Source organism: Clostridium peptidivorans, assembly GCF_900205925.1.
Lineage (GTDB): Bacteria > Bacillota > Clostridia > Clostridiales > Clostridiaceae > Clostridium_AK > Clostridium_AK peptidivorans.
Window position 1 is genome coordinate 168,559 of record NZ_OAOD01000003.1, and the last position, 16,517, is coordinate 185,075.

Consider the following 16,517-nt stretch of genomic DNA (forward strand, 5'->3'; position numbering starts at 1 on the left):
ACTTATAATTTAATATTATACATAGTAATTTTTATATTAGTAAAAATAAAAGGAGTTTCACGTATAATATAGAATACATAAGAGTGGTGATGAATATGTTAATTAGAGAAACAATAGAAGAAAATGAAAGGAAGATTTTAATAAGGGAGGCATCATTAGCCGCAAAGTCTAAAGGAAGAAAAGTTGTAGAAAAAGATGACGAAATAAGAACTTGTTTCATGGTAGATAGAGATAGAATAATTCATAGTAAATCTTTTAGAAGACTTAAACATAAAACTCAAGTATATATAAAAACTTGGGGGGACCACTATAGAACTAGACTTACTCATACTTTAGAAGTAGCGCAAATTGGAAAGACCATAGGCAAGGGCATAGGTTTAAATGAAGATCTTATTGAAGCTATAGCTTTAGGACACGATATAGGCCATGTAGCTTTTGCACATAATGGTGAAGATGTATTAAATGAATTGCTTCCCGAAGGTTTTAGACATAATGAAAATAGTATAAGAGTACTTACAAAAATTGAAAGACAGGGAAGAGGATTAAACTTAACAAAAGAAGTTTTAGATGGAATACTAAATCATAGTGGTTTTTCTAAAGGAGAAAATGGAGCTAAGGCATTTACTTTAGAAGGGCAAGTAGTAAGATATAGTGATAAAATTGCATATGTAAATCACGATATTGATGATTCTATAAGGGCCGGGATTTTAAAAGAAGAAGAAATACCACGAGAGCTTCTTAAAATTCTTGGGAAAAGCCATGGAGAAAGAATAGATACTTTAGTAAGAGATCTTGTTTATAATACCTTAGGTAATATAAAAGATGGCAAGGTACAGGTATGTTTAAGCTCAGAAATTGAAAGAGCTTTGATAGAACTTAGAAAATTTATGTTCGAAAAGGTATATAAAGGATCTATATTAAAGGAAGAAAGAGATAAGGCTAAATTTGTATTAAAACAAGTATTTACATATTATATAAAGTATCCTGAAAAAATGCCTGAGTTTTATTTAAAAGTTGTGGAAGAAGAAGGATTATATAGAGGAGTTACAGATTACATATCAGGGATGAGTGATGATTATTGCCTTATTATATTCAATCAAATATATGTTCCTAAAATTGTAATTTATTAGTATAAAACCTAAGTTAATTGGAAAAATAATGTTTGTGTGTAATAAAATAAAAAATATAAATATGAAGGATATTTTGATTTTTTACAGAATATATAAATATAATATAAAACTTACACTAATATTTAATATTGTAGAAGGATTATAATTATTTTTGTCGAATATATAAAATAAATCAGATATTTTGTTGCAAAATCATACAAAAGTTTATTATAATTAAAAGGTTAGGTGAAATAAATAATTGATATCGGAAGATGTCGTTCAAAAGGTAAAGGAATCTAGTGATATAGTTGATGTGATAGGAGAAACAGTAAAGTTAAAAAGAGCAGGCAAATATTATGTTGGGTTATGCCCATTTCATAATGAAAAATCTCCTTCTTTTACTGTAACACCAGATAAGCAAATCTACAAGTGCTTTGGCTGTGGTGAAGCTGGAAATGTCATAAGTTTTGTTATGAAGACCAGAAATATATCATTTACAGATGCAGTACAGGTTCTTGCAGATAAAGCAAATATTACTATAGCTTATGGTAACAATAATGTACAACAACAAAATAACTTAAAGTTGTATAACATAAATGTAGAAACAGCTAGATTTTATTTTTATAATTTAAGAAAAAATAAAAATGCAATGCAGTATTTATCTAAAAGAGGTGTTACCCCTCAAATAATAAATAAGTTTGGCCTCGGGTATGCTCCAGATAGTTGGGATTCCCTAATAAAATTTCTTAAGGGTAAGGGATATACTGAACTCGACATGTTAAATGCAGGGCTTATTATAAAAAGCGAAAAAGGAGCTTTTTATGATAGATTTAGAAATAGAATAATATTTCCTGTATTTGATTATAGGAACAAGGTAATTGGTTTTGGTGGAAGAGTATTAGATAATTCTAAACCGAAGTATTTAAACTCTCCTGAGACTCCAATATTTCACAAGGGAACTAATTTATATGGTTTAAATTTTGCAAGTAAGGATGTTAGAGATAGAACACTTATAATTGTAGAAGGCTATATGGATTGTATATCACTTTATCAATATGGAATAAACTATGCTGTAGCATCATTAGGTACGGCTCTTACGGCGTCTCAAGCAAAGCTTTTAAAGAGATTTGTAGATAAGATAATTATTTCATATGATGCAGATGCAGCAGGGCAAAATGCAACATTAAGGGGACTTGATATTTTAAAGGATGAAGGACTTGAAGTTAAGGTGCTTACGGTTCCAGATGGAAAGGATCCAGATGAATATTTAAAAAATCATGGAAGAGAGGCCTTTGTAAATTTAATAAAAGATGCCCTTCCAATTGTAGATTATAAACTGGAAAAGATAGAAGAAAAAACTAACTTTCAAAACTCAGAAGAAGTAGTAAGATATACAGAAGAAGCAACTGAAATAATAAGAAATCTTCATCCAGTGGAGAAGGATAAATACATAAAGAAGATTTCAACTAAGGTAAAATTAAGTGAAGAAATTTTATATCAAATAGTTAATAAAAAGTACCAAAAGGATGGAAATAATCGAAGAGAGATGAATATTGAATCCATTTTGGGAAATAAATTATATATAGAACCTGCATATATAAAGGCAGAAAGACTTCTCATAAGGATAATTATAAAAAAGAGAGAATTGATTTCTTATATTAAGGATAGGATTAAAATAGAGGATATGATATTAAAATCCCATCAAGATATATTTAATACTATACTAGAAAATTCAAATTTATCTTTAGAAGAAATGGGAAATAAAGTTGAATTAAATAGCCAGAAGTCTGAAATCATAAAGGAGTGGGTGAGTATACTTCAAAGCGATATAAGCAATGAAGAAATAGATTACAAGTTGCTTATAGATGATTGCATACGGGAAATAAAAAGATATAAGCTAGAAGAGGAAAAAAATGAAATAATGTTAAGGATAAAAGAATATGAAGCCAATGGGAATGTAACTGAATCCATGAAAGTTGCTAAGGAACTTATGAATGTTCAAAAGCAGCTAAATGGTTTGCAGTAAGGGCGGAAGGAGGCCATATATATAATGAAAGATAAAAATGAAAAAATGCAACTTGTAAAAAAGCTTATTGAAAAAGGGAAAAAAGGCGGTAGCCTAACTTATAAAGAAGTTATGGATGAATTAGAAGATGTAGAGTTAAGTCCGGAACAAATAGAAAAGATATATGAAGTATTAGAGTCTATGGGTATAGATGTTATAGGCGATATACAAGATGCAGATACGCCACATGAGGAATTGGATTTATCAATTCCTGAAGGTATTGCTATAGATGACCCTGTAAGAATGTATTTAAAGGAAATAGGTAAGGTTCCATTATTGTCTTCAGAAGAGGAAATGGATTTAGCTCAAAGAATAGAAAATGGAGAGCAGGCAGCTAAGAAAAAACTTGCAGAAGCTAACTTAAGACTTGTAGTTAGTATAGCTAAAAGGTATGTTGGCCGTGGCATGTTATTTTTAGATCTTATACAAGAAGGAAATTTGGGACTTATAAAAGCTGTAGAAAAGTTCGATTATAGAAAAGGATTTAAGTTTAGTACCTATGCAACTTGGTGGATTAGACAGGCGATAACAAGAGCTATAGCTGATCAAGCAAGAACTATTAGAATACCAGTTCACATGGTAGAAACTATAAATAAATTAATAAGAGTTTCAAGGCAGCTATTACAGGAATTAGGAAGAGAGCCAATTCCGGAAGAAGTAGCAAAGGAAATGGAAATGCCTGTGGACAAAGTAAGAGAAATAATGAAAATAGCTCAAGAACCTGTATCACTTGAAACACCAATAGGAGAAGAGGAAGATAGCCATTTAGGTGACTTTATTCCTGATGATGATGCCCCAGCACCAGCAGAAGCTGCAGCTTTTACAATGCTTAAAGAACAGCTTATAAACGTATTAGATACGTTAACCCCAAGAGAAGAAAAGGTATTAAGACTTAGATTTGGATTAGATGATGGAAGAGCAAGAACACTTGAAGAAGTAGGAAAAGAATTTAATGTAACAAGAGAAAGAATAAGACAAATAGAAGCGAAAGCTTTAAGAAAACTAAGACATCCAAGTAGAAGTAAAAAATTAAAGGATTATTTAGATTAGTAATAGGAAAGCACCTTAGGGTGCTTTATTTCTTTCAAAAGTTAGAAAAGTAAAGAAGGGAAAGTGTATATGGAATTAAGTTTAAGATTAAAAACTATTTGTAATATGATAAATAACTGCAAAACTATAGCAGATATAGGAACGGATCATGGATATATTCCTATACATCTTATAAAAAATAAGATATGTGAATTTGCTATCGCTTGCGATATAAATAAAGGACCCTTAGAAAAGGCTAAAGAAAATATAAGTATGGGGGATTTAGAAGATAATATAAGTCTTAGATTAGGCTCTGGATTTGATATGATAACTCCAGGAGAAGTAAATGTAGCCATAATTGCAGGCATGGGTGGACATTTAATAAAGGACTTAATCGAAAGTGGAATGGAAGTATTTAAATCTTTAGATTACTTAATACTTCAGCCAGTGCAAAATCCTGATGTTCTAAGAAAGTATATATATGATAGTGGTTTTGAAGTTATAAAAGAAGAATTATGTATTGACGAAAAAATATTTTATGAGATAATAAAAATTAGATACGCAAATAAAAATGAAAACATAAAAAAAATCGAAAATGATATATTTTATGAAGTAAGCCATGATTTGATTAAACAAAAACATCCATTAGTAAATGAATTTATACAATATAAGATAAATAAGTATAATAATATACTTGAATATATACAAGAGGATTCTTCTTTGGCAAATCTCAGAAAAAAAGAGGTTAAAGAAAAAATTTATAAATTGGAGGAGTTGTTGAGATAATGTCCTTAAAAATACAAGATATAGCAAATATAATCGAAGAATTTGCTCCAATAAAATTAAAAGAAGATTTTGATAATGTAGGGCTTATGGTAGGAGATGCACAAAAGGAAGTAACTTCTATTTTAATAGCATTAGATTGTACTTTAGATGTAATTCAAGAAGCAAATGATAGAGGATGTAACCTTATAATTTCACATCACCCATTGCTTTTTAAAAAACCATCTTCTATAACAACAGAAACTCTCTTAGGAAAGAAAATAATAAATCTTATAAAAAATGATATAAGTCTTTATTCAAGTCATACTAATTTAGATGCAACAAAAGATGGCATAAATGATATAATAATGAGTTTACTAGACTTTAAAAACTATGAAGTTATTTCTCCAAATAAGAATAGTATAGATAATTTTACGGGATTGGGTAGAATAGCTACATTAAGCACGGCTATAACCTTAGATGAGCTTTGTGATAGAGTTAAAGATTCTTTAGATATAATATCTTTAAAATATATAGGAGATGAAAAAAAGCTAATAAAAAAAGTAGCAGTTATAAATGGAAGTGGAAATGACTTTTTAATGAAGGCAAAAAATTTAGGGGCAGAGTGTATAATTACAGGGGATAGTACATATCATTATGCTTCAGATTTAGCTGAAGATGGAATTTGCTTAATAGACGCAGGACATTTCCATACAGAATGGCCAGGTATGCAAATAGTTGGAAAATGGTTACAGAACAGAATAAAATTAATGGGGCATAATATAGAAATAATTTTATCAACTAAAACTGTATGTCCTTATAAGTATAAATAGAAATGAGTAGATGTCTGTTTGAATGAATGGATATCTATTCATTTTTGTTTTTTATTATATAAATTTTAAATTTAAGCATGATAAAGTTCAGATGAAAGTAATATCCCAATCATTTAATATTTAAGGAGGATTAAGATATGAGTTTAAATGAAAATATTTATGAGCTACAAAATGAGTATGATAAAATGAATAACTGTGATGTAATTTTAAATGATAATTCATATAAGTGTGAACTAAAAAAATTAAAGAAACAATTTGAAAATTTTAAAGTTGAACTTATAAATAAAGATGAGAGTTTAAAACAAATAAAGGAGGAAATAGTTGAGCTTAATAATAATATAAATAGTTTAAAAAAAGAAATAGAAGATGGAAATTATAAGTTATATAATAAATCGGGAGCAAATTTAAAGGTTATTGATATTATTAATAATAAGCTAGATAATGATAAAAAAATGCTTGTAGAGTTAGATAGCAAAATTATAGATATGCTTGAGAGAGAAGAAAAAATACAAGAGGAAAGAAAAAGCTTAAGAGAAAAGTTAGTAAATATTAAAGAAGAGTTTTATAACTATAAGGAAAAAGAAAGTAAAAAAATAAATGAGGCTAATACAGATAAGAAGCTTATTGAAAAGAAAATTAGTAATATAAGAGGGAGTATACCTAAGAGATATTTAGATATATTTGATGAAATAAAAAGCAGAAATAAAAAGGCAGCAGTTAAGTTAAAAGATAGAGTATGCGAAGGATGCAAAATTCAGGTATCAGCGTTTACAATAGATAATATAAATAAAGATAACGAAATAACATTTTGTGATAACTGCGGGAGAATATTATTTTCTGATAAGAGATTAGAAAATAAATAAATAAATAGCTGAAATAAATAGATTTTCGAGCTATGGATAATATTTTTTGGCTGATGGATAATATTACCAATAAAAAATAAGTTGATTTTTACAATGAATATGTTATAATATAATTCGCGAGTAAGTCAGACAGTCGCTGCTGTGGAAACACAGGAGAGGAAAGTCCGAGCTCCATAGGGCAGGGTGCTGGGTAATACCCAGTCAGGGTGACCTGAAGGAAAGTGCAACAGAGATATACCGCCTATTTTATATAGGTAAGGGTGGAAAGGCGAGGTAAGAGCTCACCAGCGCATAGGCGACTATGCGGCTATGTAAACCCCATCTGGAGCAAGATCGAATAGGGAAGCATTATGGGGCTGCCCGTCCCGCTTCCGGGTGTATCGCTTGAGCCTATTGGTAACGATAGGCCTAGATAGATGACTGTTTAATACAGAACTCGGCTTATAGACTTAGTCGCACATTGAAAACACTGGGTTTTAGACTTAGTGTTTTTTGTTTTGCCATTCTTTTGCCATTCTATTTATTTAAAATTTTAGAAAGCTTATCTGTAGCTTTCTTTTGCATTTCTTTATTCACATGACTATAAATATTTAATGTTGTATTAATGTCCTTATGACCAAGTCTATTTTGTACAGTTTTAAAGTCTATGCCTTGTGATATTAAAAGAGTAGCATTTGTATGTCTAAGATCATGGAAACGGATATCTTTATTTATCCCTGCTTTTTTTAGCACCTTTTTTAATTTATCTAGATAATACATTGGATGAATATATTTGCCATTCTGCCATGCCATGACCAAATCATAATCTTTGTCATCAAAAGTGTTCAATACATAAAACTTACCATACTTATTTTTATTTTCCTCTTGCTTTTCTTTTAGCTCCCTTAATATATTTAATATTTGATCTGATACATAAATAGTTCTATTGCTTTCCTCAGTTTTAGGAGTAGACATAAGAACATGCCCATTGCTATAAATTAAATTGTTATTAACAGTAATCAAATTTTCTTTAAAATCAATATCTGACCACTCAAGTCCACCTAATTCTCCTCGTCTCAGTCCTAGTTCTAAGGCTACTTTTAATGCAATAAAAAACATATAATCATAATTATTATTTTGATCCAACACATCAAACAATTGTTCAATTTCTTCAATTTCTAATGTATCTGGAGTGAATTTATCACGTTTTGGTCTTTCAACATACTTACAGGGGTTATCTTTTATCAGTTTTAAATGTAAAGCCCTGTTCATGATAGTATTAATTATAGTATAAATGCCTTGTAAAGTTGAACCACTAATGTTATTTTTATTTTTCAATAACAATTCTTCTAGATGATATGACTGAATGTCTCCAATATTCATATTACCAATATCATTTAAATACTTGTTAATTAATTCCCTGTAACGATTGTAGGTGCTTACCTTTCTAAGAGGTTTTACATAGTTTTCAAGCCATTCCATAGAAAACTGCATAAACGTGATTCCTTTAGGTTTTATGAATCCTCCATTTTCGAACTCAGTCATTGCTTCACGTAAGGCTTCTTGGGCTTCACTTTTAAGTCTAAAACCACCTTTTTCTTTATATTTCTTTTTTCCATCTACAATGCCAATGTAGAAATAATAGGACCATGTTTTACCTCGCTTTCGCACTCCACCTTGCATAAAATTCACCTCATTTCAAATTAATAACTGGTGCTAAATCACTTAATACTTTAGAGAGTATACTTTTAAGCTTTTCATTTTCTTGTTTAAGAATTTCAATCTCTCTTTCAAGCTTTCTTCTCTCTATTGGAGAAAATCTTTCTAGTTTAGTTCCTTCCAATTCCAAAATATGTTGAGAATTAAATCGTATACTTGGTATACCAGGAACTGGAGTTATAATACCTTGTTGTCTATAACTTTCTATTGCTTTAATGCTTATTTGCCATCTTTCAGCTAAATCCTTTTGTGTTAGAAGTTTGTTCATAATTTCACTTCCTTTTATCATGAGTTATTACAACAGTTCCATGTGTAATACTTTCTAACACTTCGATTACTCGTTCTAAATTCTCTTCGTTTTGTTCTTCAGTTATATTTGGTTCTATAATAGTTACTCTTGACATTTAATTACCTCCTTTTGCTATATCTGTAACACCTATTGTAACACTTCTCAAAAGTTAAAACTCAATAATACCAATACTTAAGAAGATTTTAGGTTACGAAAAAGTGTTACAATATATATTAAATTTCTTTTATATATTATATATTTTTATTTTTAATTTTATTTTTATATAAAGAAAGTTATTTTATTTGTAACTCTGTAACAAACGTAAATCTAATTTAGTTATATCAATATTTGAGAGGTGTTACAGATGTTTTAGCTCATTTGTCACACTCTGTAACAAAATAGTTCCAAAGTGTTGGTATTACTTATATTTTATTTGTAACATTAAAATAAGATTTTGGTATATATAAAGAGCTAGCAATTTGTTCTATAGTAAAACCTTCAAACTGTATTGGATCTAAGTCTATATTTAGCAGTTTAAAAGCAAAATAATTAGCTTGACGCTCTAATTTACCAATATTCAATAATTCTTTATTAAAAGCTGCTTCATAAATGTGAGTATGCAATAATGAATGCCCCAATTCATGGGCCAATACAAATTTTTTATATTGCTGGTTTAAATCATTTCTAATAAAGACAACCTCATTTCCAAAATAATCTCTATTATAAAATGCTTCGTTTTTTCTAAGTAAAATATTACTTGAGTCTAATTCAATTATCTCAATTTCTAAATAACCATATAAATCATAAATATTGCTTGTATTATAGATGTCCTGTAAACCTGAAATTGTATTGTGTATCCATAAATACATTCTCATCACCCTTTTTATGTTATTATTTTTTATACTTATAGCTTATTAATTTCAATTGGTTTAAAAGTTCATTTGCAAACTCTATTATTTCCTCATCTCTCATTTTATTTACATCAAATCCTCCAAATCCCATAACAGCAGGTTGCTTTAATATAAATTGCATGGCTGCTTCAGGCGTAGTAAATCCTCCAGTATTATAAGGAGCTGAGTCTTCTCTAATTTGATTTTCGTTTTCAATATCTGCATATATTTTATCAACATATTTTTCAAATGTTGCAGGGTATGAGGTGTTTGTTTCAGTCGCTATTTTGGATAATAACTCTATAAGATCTGGCTTAGACAATTTTTCTTTTGTCCAATTATAATGCTCTAGGTCATAGATTATTTTTTCGATTTTTTTCCTTTTATTATCATCTTGAGCAATTCGCGATACTAAATTAGTAATAGAATACTCTTTATATTTTCTACATTCCTCAACGACTTTTCCTAATTCAATATAGTTTGCTTTTTCAGATAAATCTCTACTGTTATATTTCTTATCCCATTTATCCAATTTTTCATATGTAATAGGTGGCTCTTGCCTATGCAATGCGTTTGCTAAGTCAATTGGCTCTATATTTAAAGCACGAGCTATTACTTGTATTCTTTCATAATCACCTTCATATGGGATTATATCATCTAATTTATCAAAGAATACCATTGGAATTTTAGTCTTATCTGATAATTCTTCAAAAGTCATATTTAATTCTTCTAACTTATCTTCAATTACTGCCTTTGCTGACTTCCTTGTTAAATAATCTGTTGATACATTAAATAAATCTGCAATTTTTATTAATATTTCAAAGCTAACATCTCTCTTGCCACTTTCAATCATTCCAATTGTAGATTGAGCTAATCCTAATTTATCAGCTAATTGTTTTTGGGTAAGTTGATTTTTAATTCTCAAGGTTTTAATTTTATATCCTAACATCATTATCACTCCTTGTAATATATTTTAACACTGATTGTGATAAAATCAATAGCAAATTTTAGCATTTAAAAGGAAATTTTAGGTACAAACATTTAATCTCTAATAGTGATGAATTATATCGCTATTTGTGATATAATAGAGCTTTATGCCTAACACTATAAGTGATATTATAATCACATAAAGTGTTACAAAGGAGGCAATAAAATGAAATTAACACCTATAAGATTAAAAAGAATTAATTCTGGTATAGATTTTGAAAATGCTATTGAAATTCTTGGAATAAGTAAAAGTATGCTTTATAAAATTGAAACTGAGAAAAGAAGTCCATCCAAAGATATTATTTTTAAAATGTCAAAATTGTATAAGTGTTCAACAGATGAAATTTTTAAGGCATTAAAAATTAATGAAAAAGTGTACAAGGAGGATAACTAATGGATAATTTAATAAAAATTTTAAATCAAGATGGACAACTTGTAGTAACAAGTAGACAAATAGCAGATGATTTTGAGAAAGAACACAGAAATGTTGTGAGAGATATAGAAAACTTAATATCAAACGTTGGGTCTGCTCAAAATTGTGCACACCTATTTATTGAATCAGAATACCAGCATGAACAAAATAAACAGTTGTATAAAGAATATCTATTAACAAGAGATGGATTTTCGTTATTGGTTATGGGATTCACTGGGGCAAAAGCTTTACAGTGGAAACTGAAATACATTGAAGCCTTTAATAAAATGGAAGAACATATTAAAAATCAACTAAAGCCTTCTTGTTTAGAAGATGTATTAATAGCACAGTTACAGGAAATGAAGGCTATGAGGACACAAGTGGAACAAGCTAACACTAAAGCTATTGAAGCTAATGCAAAGGCGGAAGAAACAAAACAAGAGGTACAAGCTATAAGAGATGTAGTTGCTCTTAATCCAAATGATTGGAGAAAAGACAGTTCAAGTCTAATCAATAAAATGGCTTTAACTGCAGGAGGATATGACCACATTAAAGCACTTAGAGAAGAGAGTTATAAGCTATTGGAACAAAGAATGGGAGTGCAGTTATCTATAAGGCTAACAAATAAGCGTAGAAGAATGGCCGATGAAGGAATTTGTAAATCTAAGAGGGATAAATTAACGATGCTCGATGTAATTCAAGATGATAAGAAGCTTATAGAAGGCTATGTGGCTATAGTAAAAGAAATGGCAATTAAATACGGAGCATAGAAAAGAGGTGTAAGCAATGAAAGATTATTTATTAAGTGTCACAGAAACAGCTGAAAGACTTAAAACTAACAAAAATTTCATATATTTACTTATTAAAAAAGGATTTTTAAAATCTTTGAAAATAGGAAGCATGAAGATTAGAAATACTGAAATTAATAGATTTCTTCAAGAGTTTGATGGGAAAGATTTAACTGATCTAAATAATGTAAAAGATTTATAGGAAGGTGAGAATTTGCTAAGAACTTTACTATGTCAAAGGGGAATTGTTTTAAACAAAGAATTGTCCAATATGGTTGTAGAAGATATTAAGTTTAATAACATTAATTTTAACAAGAAGACAAGCTTAAAAGAATTATTGATAATAATAGAAAGATGTGATTTTGTATTAAAAAGATGTGTGTAGAAAGTAGGTGAGAACAATTGAACTTTATCAGCACCAGGTAAGAGCACTAGAAGAAACTAAATATCATAATAGAGTAGCATACTACTTAGATATGGGACTTGGAAAGACTTATGTAGGTTCAGAAAAATTAAAAGAGCTCAATGCCAATGTAAATTTGATAATCTGCCAAAAATCAAAATTACAAGATTGGTATGAGCATATTAAAACACACTACCCACAGTATAACACCTTTATATATAGCAAGACAAGAGATATACCTAGTGGGTCCGTAGTAATCATAAATTATGATTTAGTTTGGAGAAGACCTGAATTATTAAAGCTTAGAGATTTTACACTAATGTTAGATGAAAGTTCTTGTATAAAAAATCCTAGCTCTAACAGGACAAAATTTATTCTTAAATTAAGGCCTGAAAATGTAATACTTCTTTCAGGTACTCCAGTAGGCGGTAAATATGAAGAACTTCATACTCAATGTAAACTCTTAGGTTGGAATATTAGTAAGAAGTTATTTTGGGACACTTATGTAAATTATATCAATATTGATATGGGTAATTTCAAAATACCTAAAGTAACTGGATATAAGAATGTGGAAAGGCTTAAAGAAAAACTAAGAGAGTATGGAAGTATATTTATGAAAACCGAAGATGTGTTTGACCTTCCAGATCAGATAGAAAATACAGTAGTAGTTGATAACACTAAAGAGTATAAGAAGTTTAAGAAAGATAGAGTAATTACTATAGAAGGTAAGGAATTAGTAGGAGATACTTCACTTACTAAAATGTTATATCAAAGACAATTGGCTTCACAGTATAACAAAAATAAATTAGAAGCTCTTAAAGATTTACTAGAGAGTACAGAAGATAGAGTGATCATATTTTATAACTTCACTGAAGAATTAGAACAGATTAAGATGCTATGTAAAAAGCTAGATAAACCAATAAGCATTATAAATGGAAAAACTAAAGATTTAAAAAAATATGAGACTAAAGATAATAGTATAACTCTAGTTCAATATCAAGCTGGAGCTATGGGGCTTAATCTACAACTTAGTAATAAGATTATTTATTACAGTTTACCGTTGAGTGCAGAAATATGGATGCAGTCAAAAAAAAGAACTCATAGAATAGGACAAGAAAAAACTTGTTTCTATTGGTACTTAATTACTAAAAACAGTATAGAGGAAGATATTTTAAATACTTTAAAAGAAAGAAAAGATTATACCTTAAAGCTATTTGAGGAAGGTGATTAACGTGCCGGCTCCTGTAAATATTATTGGAAAAAAGTATGGATATTGGACAGTTATAAAAAGAAGTAAAAATATAAATGGTAGAAGCACTTGGGTATGCGAATGCAAATGCGGTAATAGAAAAATTGTTAAATTACATGATTTAAGAAATGGGAGAAGTAAAAGTTGTGGATGTTTAAGAAAAGAGACTACTAGCAAAAATTTTAAAACTCATAACTTAACTAATCATAGATTATTCAGCATATGGAGCTGCATGAAAACAAGATGCTATAACCCTAATGCTACTAATTACGAAAGATATGGAGCCAGGGGAATAAGAATTTGTGATGAATGGTTAAATGACTTTATGAATTTTTATAATTGGTCAATGGGCAATGGTTATAAAGATGATTTGACCATAGACAGAATAAATAATGATGGGAATTATGAGTCTTCTAATTGTAGATGGGCAACGATTGAACAACAGGCTAATAATAAAAGGTCATATAAAGGCAGATAAATTATTTGAGGAGAGTGATAACTAATATGGATAACTTACCAGATTCTTGTTATGAATACAAATACGAATCTCCTAAAGCAAAAATAGTAGATACCTGTATTGATTGTGGAGAGTTTATATATGAAGGTGAAGAATATTACGACATTCGCGGGATGATTATTTGCAGTAAATGCATGAATGAATATAAAAGGGAGGCTGAAATAGATGACTAAAGCTGAAGAGAAAATGTCAGATTTAATGGAAGAAATACTTGATAAAAAAGAATCACTAAAGATTATAGAGAATGATTTAGATTCACTTAAAAATCAATTAATTGAAGTAATGATAAATAACAAACTAATTAAATTTAATACTTATACTGCAAGTGCAACAATTATGAATTTTGATAGAAGTAGCTTAATAAAAGACGAGGTTCTAATGACAGTGAACTCAGTTAATAAGGGAACTTTACAAGGGAAAATAGACATAGCTGACTTAATTAAAGTAAGTCCAGTTCATTTTGTATTAGTGAGGTCTAAAGAATAATGGCAGCAGAAAAACAATTTGAAAATAAAATAAAAAAGTTTTTAGAGAGTTTACCACATACTTGGTACTTTAAGTACTGGGCTGGACCTTATAGCAAGAGTGGTATTCCAGATATTATTTGTTGCTGCAATGGTAGATTTATTGGAATAGAAGTTAAAGCAGAGAATGGTCATGCTAGTGAGTTACAGAAACGCAATATAGAGCTTATACAAGGTGCTAAAGGCATTGGATATATATTATATCCTAAGGATTTTGAAAGCTTTAGAAAGGATATGTACAAGCTATGCAAAGATTAAGTAAAAGCCAGTTCATGAAAAAAGTTATTAATGACCATTATGATAAAAAATTAAAAAAATCTTCAGGTGAAAGGGATGTTATGGGATTAACCATAACCGGTATTGACAACTCAATAAGAAACGGCAGCAGAGGTAAGAAAAGATTAACCAGCTGGTAAGGAGGTGATTAAATGCGACAAAGTGCCATAACGCAATATGGACACTGTCCTTATAAATATAAATTAAGATATGTAGATAATCTTGAAATAGTTAAAAATCAAGATGCTAATAATGCTTTATATTTGGGAACAGCTATACATTATGGAGCTGAGACCGGAAGCGTTAAAAAAATGATAGATAATTACTACTCTAACTATTATGTACTAACTGATAACACTATTAATGAAGCTATTAAAATTGAATATTTACTTCCAAAGGTACTTAACTTTATAAACCAATATGACAAATTAGAACATGAAGTTGAATTTGAAGTGGGGAAATTTCATGGCACAGCTGATTTATTGGCACATAACAAAGATGGAACAGTGGATCTATACGATTTTAAATACAGTAATAATGTTGAAGATTATTTAAAATCACCACAACTTCATATTTATAAATATTTCTTAGAGTGCATAGGATACAAAGTTAATAAAATGGCATTTATCTTTATACCAAAAACATTTATAAGACAAAAGAATAGTGAAGACTTATATCAATTTAGAAAGCGCCTAAATGAAACTATAAGGGGTATGGATATAAGAGTACAGTATTTAGAATATGACAGTAAAAAAGTTACTGACAGTTTAAATACAGCTGTAGAAATGCTTGAAAGTACAGAATTCCCTAAAAATGAAACTAAATTATGCGGATGGTGTGAACATCAGCCATACTGCCAAAGAGGAGAGGATTATATGAATTTACCAAGTAATAAAAGAAGAGAAAGAAAAATAGACACTAATCCAGATATGTGGGTTTATGCAGATAGCTACGTTGGAAAAAGTACATTTGTTGATCAATTTGATGACTTACTATTCCTTAATACTGATGGAAATACAGATAACACTACAAGTCCTGTAATTAGAATAGCTGATGAAGTAACTGTAGAAGGAAGAATAACTAAAAGAAAAATGGCTTGGGATGTATTCTTAGAGGTTATAGCAGAGCTTGAGAAAAAACAAAATGACTTCAAAAGAGTTTGTATTGACTTAGTTGAGGATCTAAAAGAACATTGTAGACTTTATGTATTTGATAAAAATGGAATACAGCATGAATCAGATGCTGGCTACGGTAAAGGGTGGGATTTAGTAAAAACAGAGTTCTTTAGTGCAATAAAAAGACTTAAGAATTTAGGATACCAAGTAATTTATATAAGTAAAGAAGTAGTATCTGAAATTAATCTTAAAAATGGAGGTAAGATAACAACTATTATTCCTAATATCCAAGATAAATTTGCTAATGTATTAGCTGGAACTGTAGATCTTACAGTAAGAGCATACATGAATGGTGAAGATAGATTTTTATTACTTGAAAAGAAAGAGAATGTATTTGGTGGTGGTAGATTTAATTTTAAAACTAAGACAATTAAACTTGATAAAGATGAGTTTATAAAAGCTTTAGAGCAAGCTCAGGAGGGTATTAAAACTTATTCTAAGATGGAAGAAGCTCCAAAGGAAGAAAATCTTAATAATGATAGTTCAGTTGGGGGACCTCCAAGTCAAGTAAATATAGAAAATAAAAATGATGAATTAGAAAATTCAACAACAGAAGAAAATGCTGAAATTTCAAGTGAAGCGGATGATGCTAAAACTAATAAGAAGGTAGAAGAAGCACCTAAAAGAAGAAGAAGGAAGGCTGAATAA

22 protein-coding genes and 1 other RNA gene are annotated in these 16,517 nt (G+C 29.3%); 18 read left to right on the forward strand and 5 right to left on the reverse strand.

Features of this window, described 5'->3' with window-relative positions:
* The first annotated feature begins 95 nt into the window (after positions 1-95).
* From CRN98_RS04050 to rnpB, 7 genes are all read left to right on the forward strand, one after another.
* Entirely contained in the window at positions 96-1,130 is a 1,035-nt protein-coding gene (locus tag CRN98_RS04050) for a deoxyguanosinetriphosphate triphosphohydrolase (RefSeq protein WP_097026135.1), read from the forward strand.
* Positions 1,131-1,368: 238 nt separating this feature from the next.
* Positions 1,369-3,135: a DNA primase gene (dnaG, locus tag CRN98_RS04055; RefSeq protein WP_097026136.1), complete on the forward strand. Its 1,767-nt coding sequence runs from the start codon at positions 1,369-1,371 to the stop codon at positions 3,133-3,135.
* Between the two features lie 24 nt (positions 3,136-3,159).
* Positions 3,160-4,224, forward strand: a complete 1,065-nt coding sequence (gene rpoD / locus CRN98_RS04060) for an RNA polymerase sigma factor RpoD (protein ID WP_097026137.1) — start codon at positions 3,160-3,162, stop codon at positions 4,222-4,224.
* Between the two features lie 69 nt (positions 4,225-4,293).
* Positions 4,294-4,989: a tRNA (adenine(22)-N(1))-methyltransferase gene (locus CRN98_RS04065; protein ID WP_097026138.1), complete on the forward strand. Its 696-nt coding sequence runs from the start codon at positions 4,294-4,296 to the stop codon at positions 4,987-4,989.
* A complete protein-coding gene (locus CRN98_RS04070; RefSeq protein WP_097026139.1) occupies positions 4,989-5,798 on the forward strand; it encodes a Nif3-like dinuclear metal center hexameric protein in 810 nt (269 codons plus the stop codon). Before CRN98_RS04065 ends, CRN98_RS04070 begins: the two co-directional genes overlap by 1 nt.
* Before the next feature lie 137 nt (positions 5,799-5,935).
* Positions 5,936-6,661, forward strand: coding sequence for a zinc ribbon domain-containing protein (locus CRN98_RS04075; protein ID WP_097026140.1), 726 nt, complete (start codon positions 5,936-5,938; stop codon positions 6,659-6,661).
* 117 nt (positions 6,662-6,778) lie between these two features.
* An RNA gene (gene rnpB / locus CRN98_RS04080) (RNase P RNA component class A) lies at positions 6,779-7,121 on the forward strand.
* Positions 7,122-7,177: 56 nt separating this feature from the next.
* Here the strand turns inward: rnpB and CRN98_RS04085 are convergent.
* The 5 genes from CRN98_RS04085 to CRN98_RS18180 all read right to left on the reverse strand — a co-directional run bounded on the left by CRN98_RS04085 (position 7,178) and on the right by CRN98_RS18180 (position 10,487).
* Positions 7,178-8,323, reverse strand: a complete 1,146-nt coding sequence (locus tag CRN98_RS04085) for a tyrosine-type recombinase/integrase (RefSeq protein ID WP_097026141.1) — start codon at positions 8,321-8,323, stop codon at positions 7,178-7,180.
* A 10-nt stretch (positions 8,324-8,333) separates the two neighbouring features.
* Positions 8,334-8,630 (reverse strand): histidine kinase, encoded by a 297-nt coding sequence (locus CRN98_RS04090; RefSeq protein ID WP_097026252.1) that lies wholly within the window; start codon positions 8,628-8,630, stop codon positions 8,334-8,336.
* Position 8,631: 1 nt separating this feature from the next.
* Positions 8,632-8,763 (reverse strand): hypothetical protein, encoded by a 132-nt coding sequence (locus CRN98_RS18025; protein ID WP_278335406.1) that lies wholly within the window; start codon positions 8,761-8,763, stop codon positions 8,632-8,634.
* Between the two features lie 307 nt (positions 8,764-9,070).
* Positions 9,071-9,517, reverse strand: a complete 447-nt coding sequence (locus CRN98_RS04095; RefSeq protein ID WP_097026142.1) for an ImmA/IrrE family metallo-endopeptidase — start codon at positions 9,515-9,517, stop codon at positions 9,071-9,073.
* A gap of 22 nt (positions 9,518-9,539) precedes the next feature.
* Positions 9,540-10,487, reverse strand: a complete 948-nt coding sequence (locus tag CRN98_RS18180) for a helix-turn-helix domain-containing protein (RefSeq protein WP_423237082.1) — start codon at positions 10,485-10,487, stop codon at positions 9,540-9,542.
* A gap of 204 nt (positions 10,488-10,691) precedes the next feature.
* Between CRN98_RS18180 and CRN98_RS04110 the strand changes: the two genes are divergently transcribed.
* Genes CRN98_RS04110 through CRN98_RS04150 form a run of 11 tightly spaced genes read left to right on the forward strand, consistent with a single transcriptional unit; the run spans position 10,692 to position 16,517 of the window.
* The gene (locus CRN98_RS04110; RefSeq protein ID WP_097026143.1) at positions 10,692-10,919 is read left to right on the forward strand and encodes a helix-turn-helix domain-containing protein; all 228 of its coding nucleotides are present in this window, start codon (positions 10,692-10,694) and stop codon (positions 10,917-10,919) included.
* Positions 10,919-11,707, forward strand: coding sequence for a Rha family transcriptional regulator (locus CRN98_RS04115; RefSeq protein ID WP_097026144.1), 789 nt, complete (start codon positions 10,919-10,921; stop codon positions 11,705-11,707). The genes CRN98_RS04110 and CRN98_RS04115 overlap by 1 nt, the downstream gene beginning before the upstream one ends.
* A 16-nt stretch (positions 11,708-11,723) precedes the next feature.
* The gene (locus tag CRN98_RS04120) at positions 11,724-11,927 is read left to right on the forward strand and encodes a helix-turn-helix domain-containing protein (RefSeq protein WP_097026145.1); all 204 of its coding nucleotides are present in this window, start codon (positions 11,724-11,726) and stop codon (positions 11,925-11,927) included.
* A 12-nt stretch (positions 11,928-11,939) separates the two neighbouring features.
* Positions 11,940-12,110, forward strand: a complete 171-nt coding sequence (locus CRN98_RS17640) for a hypothetical protein (RefSeq protein ID WP_179631903.1) — start codon at positions 11,940-11,942, stop codon at positions 12,108-12,110.
* A gap of 7 nt (positions 12,111-12,117) precedes the next feature.
* Positions 12,118-13,359 carry a DEAD/DEAH box helicase gene (locus CRN98_RS04125; protein WP_341455750.1) on the forward strand — a complete coding sequence of 414 codons (1,242 nt, stop codon included), beginning with the start codon at positions 12,118-12,120 and terminating at the stop codon, positions 13,357-13,359.
* 1 nt (position 13,360) lies between these two features.
* The gene (locus CRN98_RS04130) at positions 13,361-13,855 is read left to right on the forward strand and encodes a hypothetical protein (RefSeq protein WP_097026146.1); all 495 of its coding nucleotides are present in this window, start codon (positions 13,361-13,363) and stop codon (positions 13,853-13,855) included.
* 26 nt (positions 13,856-13,881) lie between these two features.
* Entirely contained in the window at positions 13,882-14,067 is a 186-nt protein-coding gene (locus CRN98_RS04135) for a hypothetical protein (protein ID WP_097026147.1), read from the forward strand.
* Positions 14,060-14,380 (forward strand): hypothetical protein, encoded by a 321-nt coding sequence (locus tag CRN98_RS04140; RefSeq protein ID WP_097026148.1) that lies wholly within the window; start codon positions 14,060-14,062, stop codon positions 14,378-14,380. The genes CRN98_RS04135 and CRN98_RS04140 overlap by 8 nt, the downstream gene beginning before the upstream one ends.
* A complete protein-coding gene (locus CRN98_RS04145; protein WP_097026149.1) occupies positions 14,380-14,676 on the forward strand; it encodes a VRR-NUC domain-containing protein in 297 nt (98 codons plus the stop codon). The genes CRN98_RS04140 and CRN98_RS04145 overlap by 1 nt, the downstream gene beginning before the upstream one ends.
* Positions 14,664-14,834, forward strand: coding sequence for a hypothetical protein (locus CRN98_RS17645; protein ID WP_179631904.1), 171 nt, complete (start codon positions 14,664-14,666; stop codon positions 14,832-14,834). The genes CRN98_RS04145 and CRN98_RS17645 overlap by 13 nt, the downstream gene beginning before the upstream one ends.
* A 12-nt stretch (positions 14,835-14,846) precedes the next feature.
* On the forward strand, positions 14,847-16,517 hold the full coding sequence (locus CRN98_RS04150) for an AAA family ATPase (protein ID WP_097026150.1): 1,671 nt from the start codon (positions 14,847-14,849) through the stop codon (positions 16,515-16,517).

Excerpts from the sequence above, each read along its gene's own strand:
- CRN98_RS04120 (WP_097026145.1), top strand. The coding sequence starts at position 11,724 with ATGAAAGATTATTTATTAAGTGTCACAGAAACAGCTGAAAGACTTAAA.
- CRN98_RS04050 (WP_097026135.1), top strand. The coding sequence starts at position 96 with ATGTTAATTAGAGAAACAATAGAAGAAAATGAAAGGAAGATTTTAATA.
- CRN98_RS04115 (WP_097026144.1), top strand. The coding sequence starts at position 10,919 with ATGGATAATTTAATAAAAATTTTAAATCAAGATGGACAACTTGTAGTA.
- CRN98_RS04140 (WP_097026148.1), top strand. The coding sequence starts at position 14,060 with ATGACTAAAGCTGAAGAGAAAATGTCAGATTTAATGGAAGAAATACTT.
- CRN98_RS04095 (WP_097026142.1), bottom strand. The coding sequence starts at position 9,517 with ATGTATTTATGGATACACAATACAATTTCAGGTTTACAGGACATCTAT.
- CRN98_RS18025 (WP_278335406.1), bottom strand. The coding sequence starts at position 8,763 with ATGTCAAGAGTAACTATTATAGAACCAAATATAACTGAAGAACAAAAC.
- CRN98_RS04150 (WP_097026150.1), top strand. The coding sequence starts at position 14,847 with ATGCGACAAAGTGCCATAACGCAATATGGACACTGTCCTTATAAATAT.
- rpoD (WP_097026137.1), top strand. The coding sequence starts at position 3,160 with ATGAAAGATAAAAATGAAAAAATGCAACTTGTAAAAAAGCTTATTGAA.
- CRN98_RS04135 (WP_097026147.1), top strand. The coding sequence starts at position 13,882 with ATGGATAACTTACCAGATTCTTGTTATGAATACAAATACGAATCTCCT.
- CRN98_RS04085 (WP_097026141.1), bottom strand. The coding sequence starts at position 8,323 with ATGCAAGGTGGAGTGCGAAAGCGAGGTAAAACATGGTCCTATTATTTC.
- CRN98_RS04145 (WP_097026149.1), top strand. The coding sequence starts at position 14,380 with ATGGCAGCAGAAAAACAATTTGAAAATAAAATAAAAAAGTTTTTAGAG.
- CRN98_RS17645 (WP_179631904.1), top strand. The coding sequence starts at position 14,664 with ATGCAAAGATTAAGTAAAAGCCAGTTCATGAAAAAAGTTATTAATGAC.
- CRN98_RS04065 (WP_097026138.1), top strand. The coding sequence starts at position 4,294 with ATGGAATTAAGTTTAAGATTAAAAACTATTTGTAATATGATAAATAAC.
- CRN98_RS04075 (WP_097026140.1), top strand. The coding sequence starts at position 5,936 with ATGAGTTTAAATGAAAATATTTATGAGCTACAAAATGAGTATGATAAA.
- CRN98_RS18180 (WP_423237082.1), bottom strand. The coding sequence starts at position 10,487 with ATGTTAGGATATAAAATTAAAACCTTGAGAATTAAAAATCAACTTACC.
- CRN98_RS04070 (WP_097026139.1), top strand. The coding sequence starts at position 4,989 with ATGTCCTTAAAAATACAAGATATAGCAAATATAATCGAAGAATTTGCT.
- CRN98_RS04110 (WP_097026143.1), top strand. The coding sequence starts at position 10,692 with ATGAAATTAACACCTATAAGATTAAAAAGAATTAATTCTGGTATAGAT.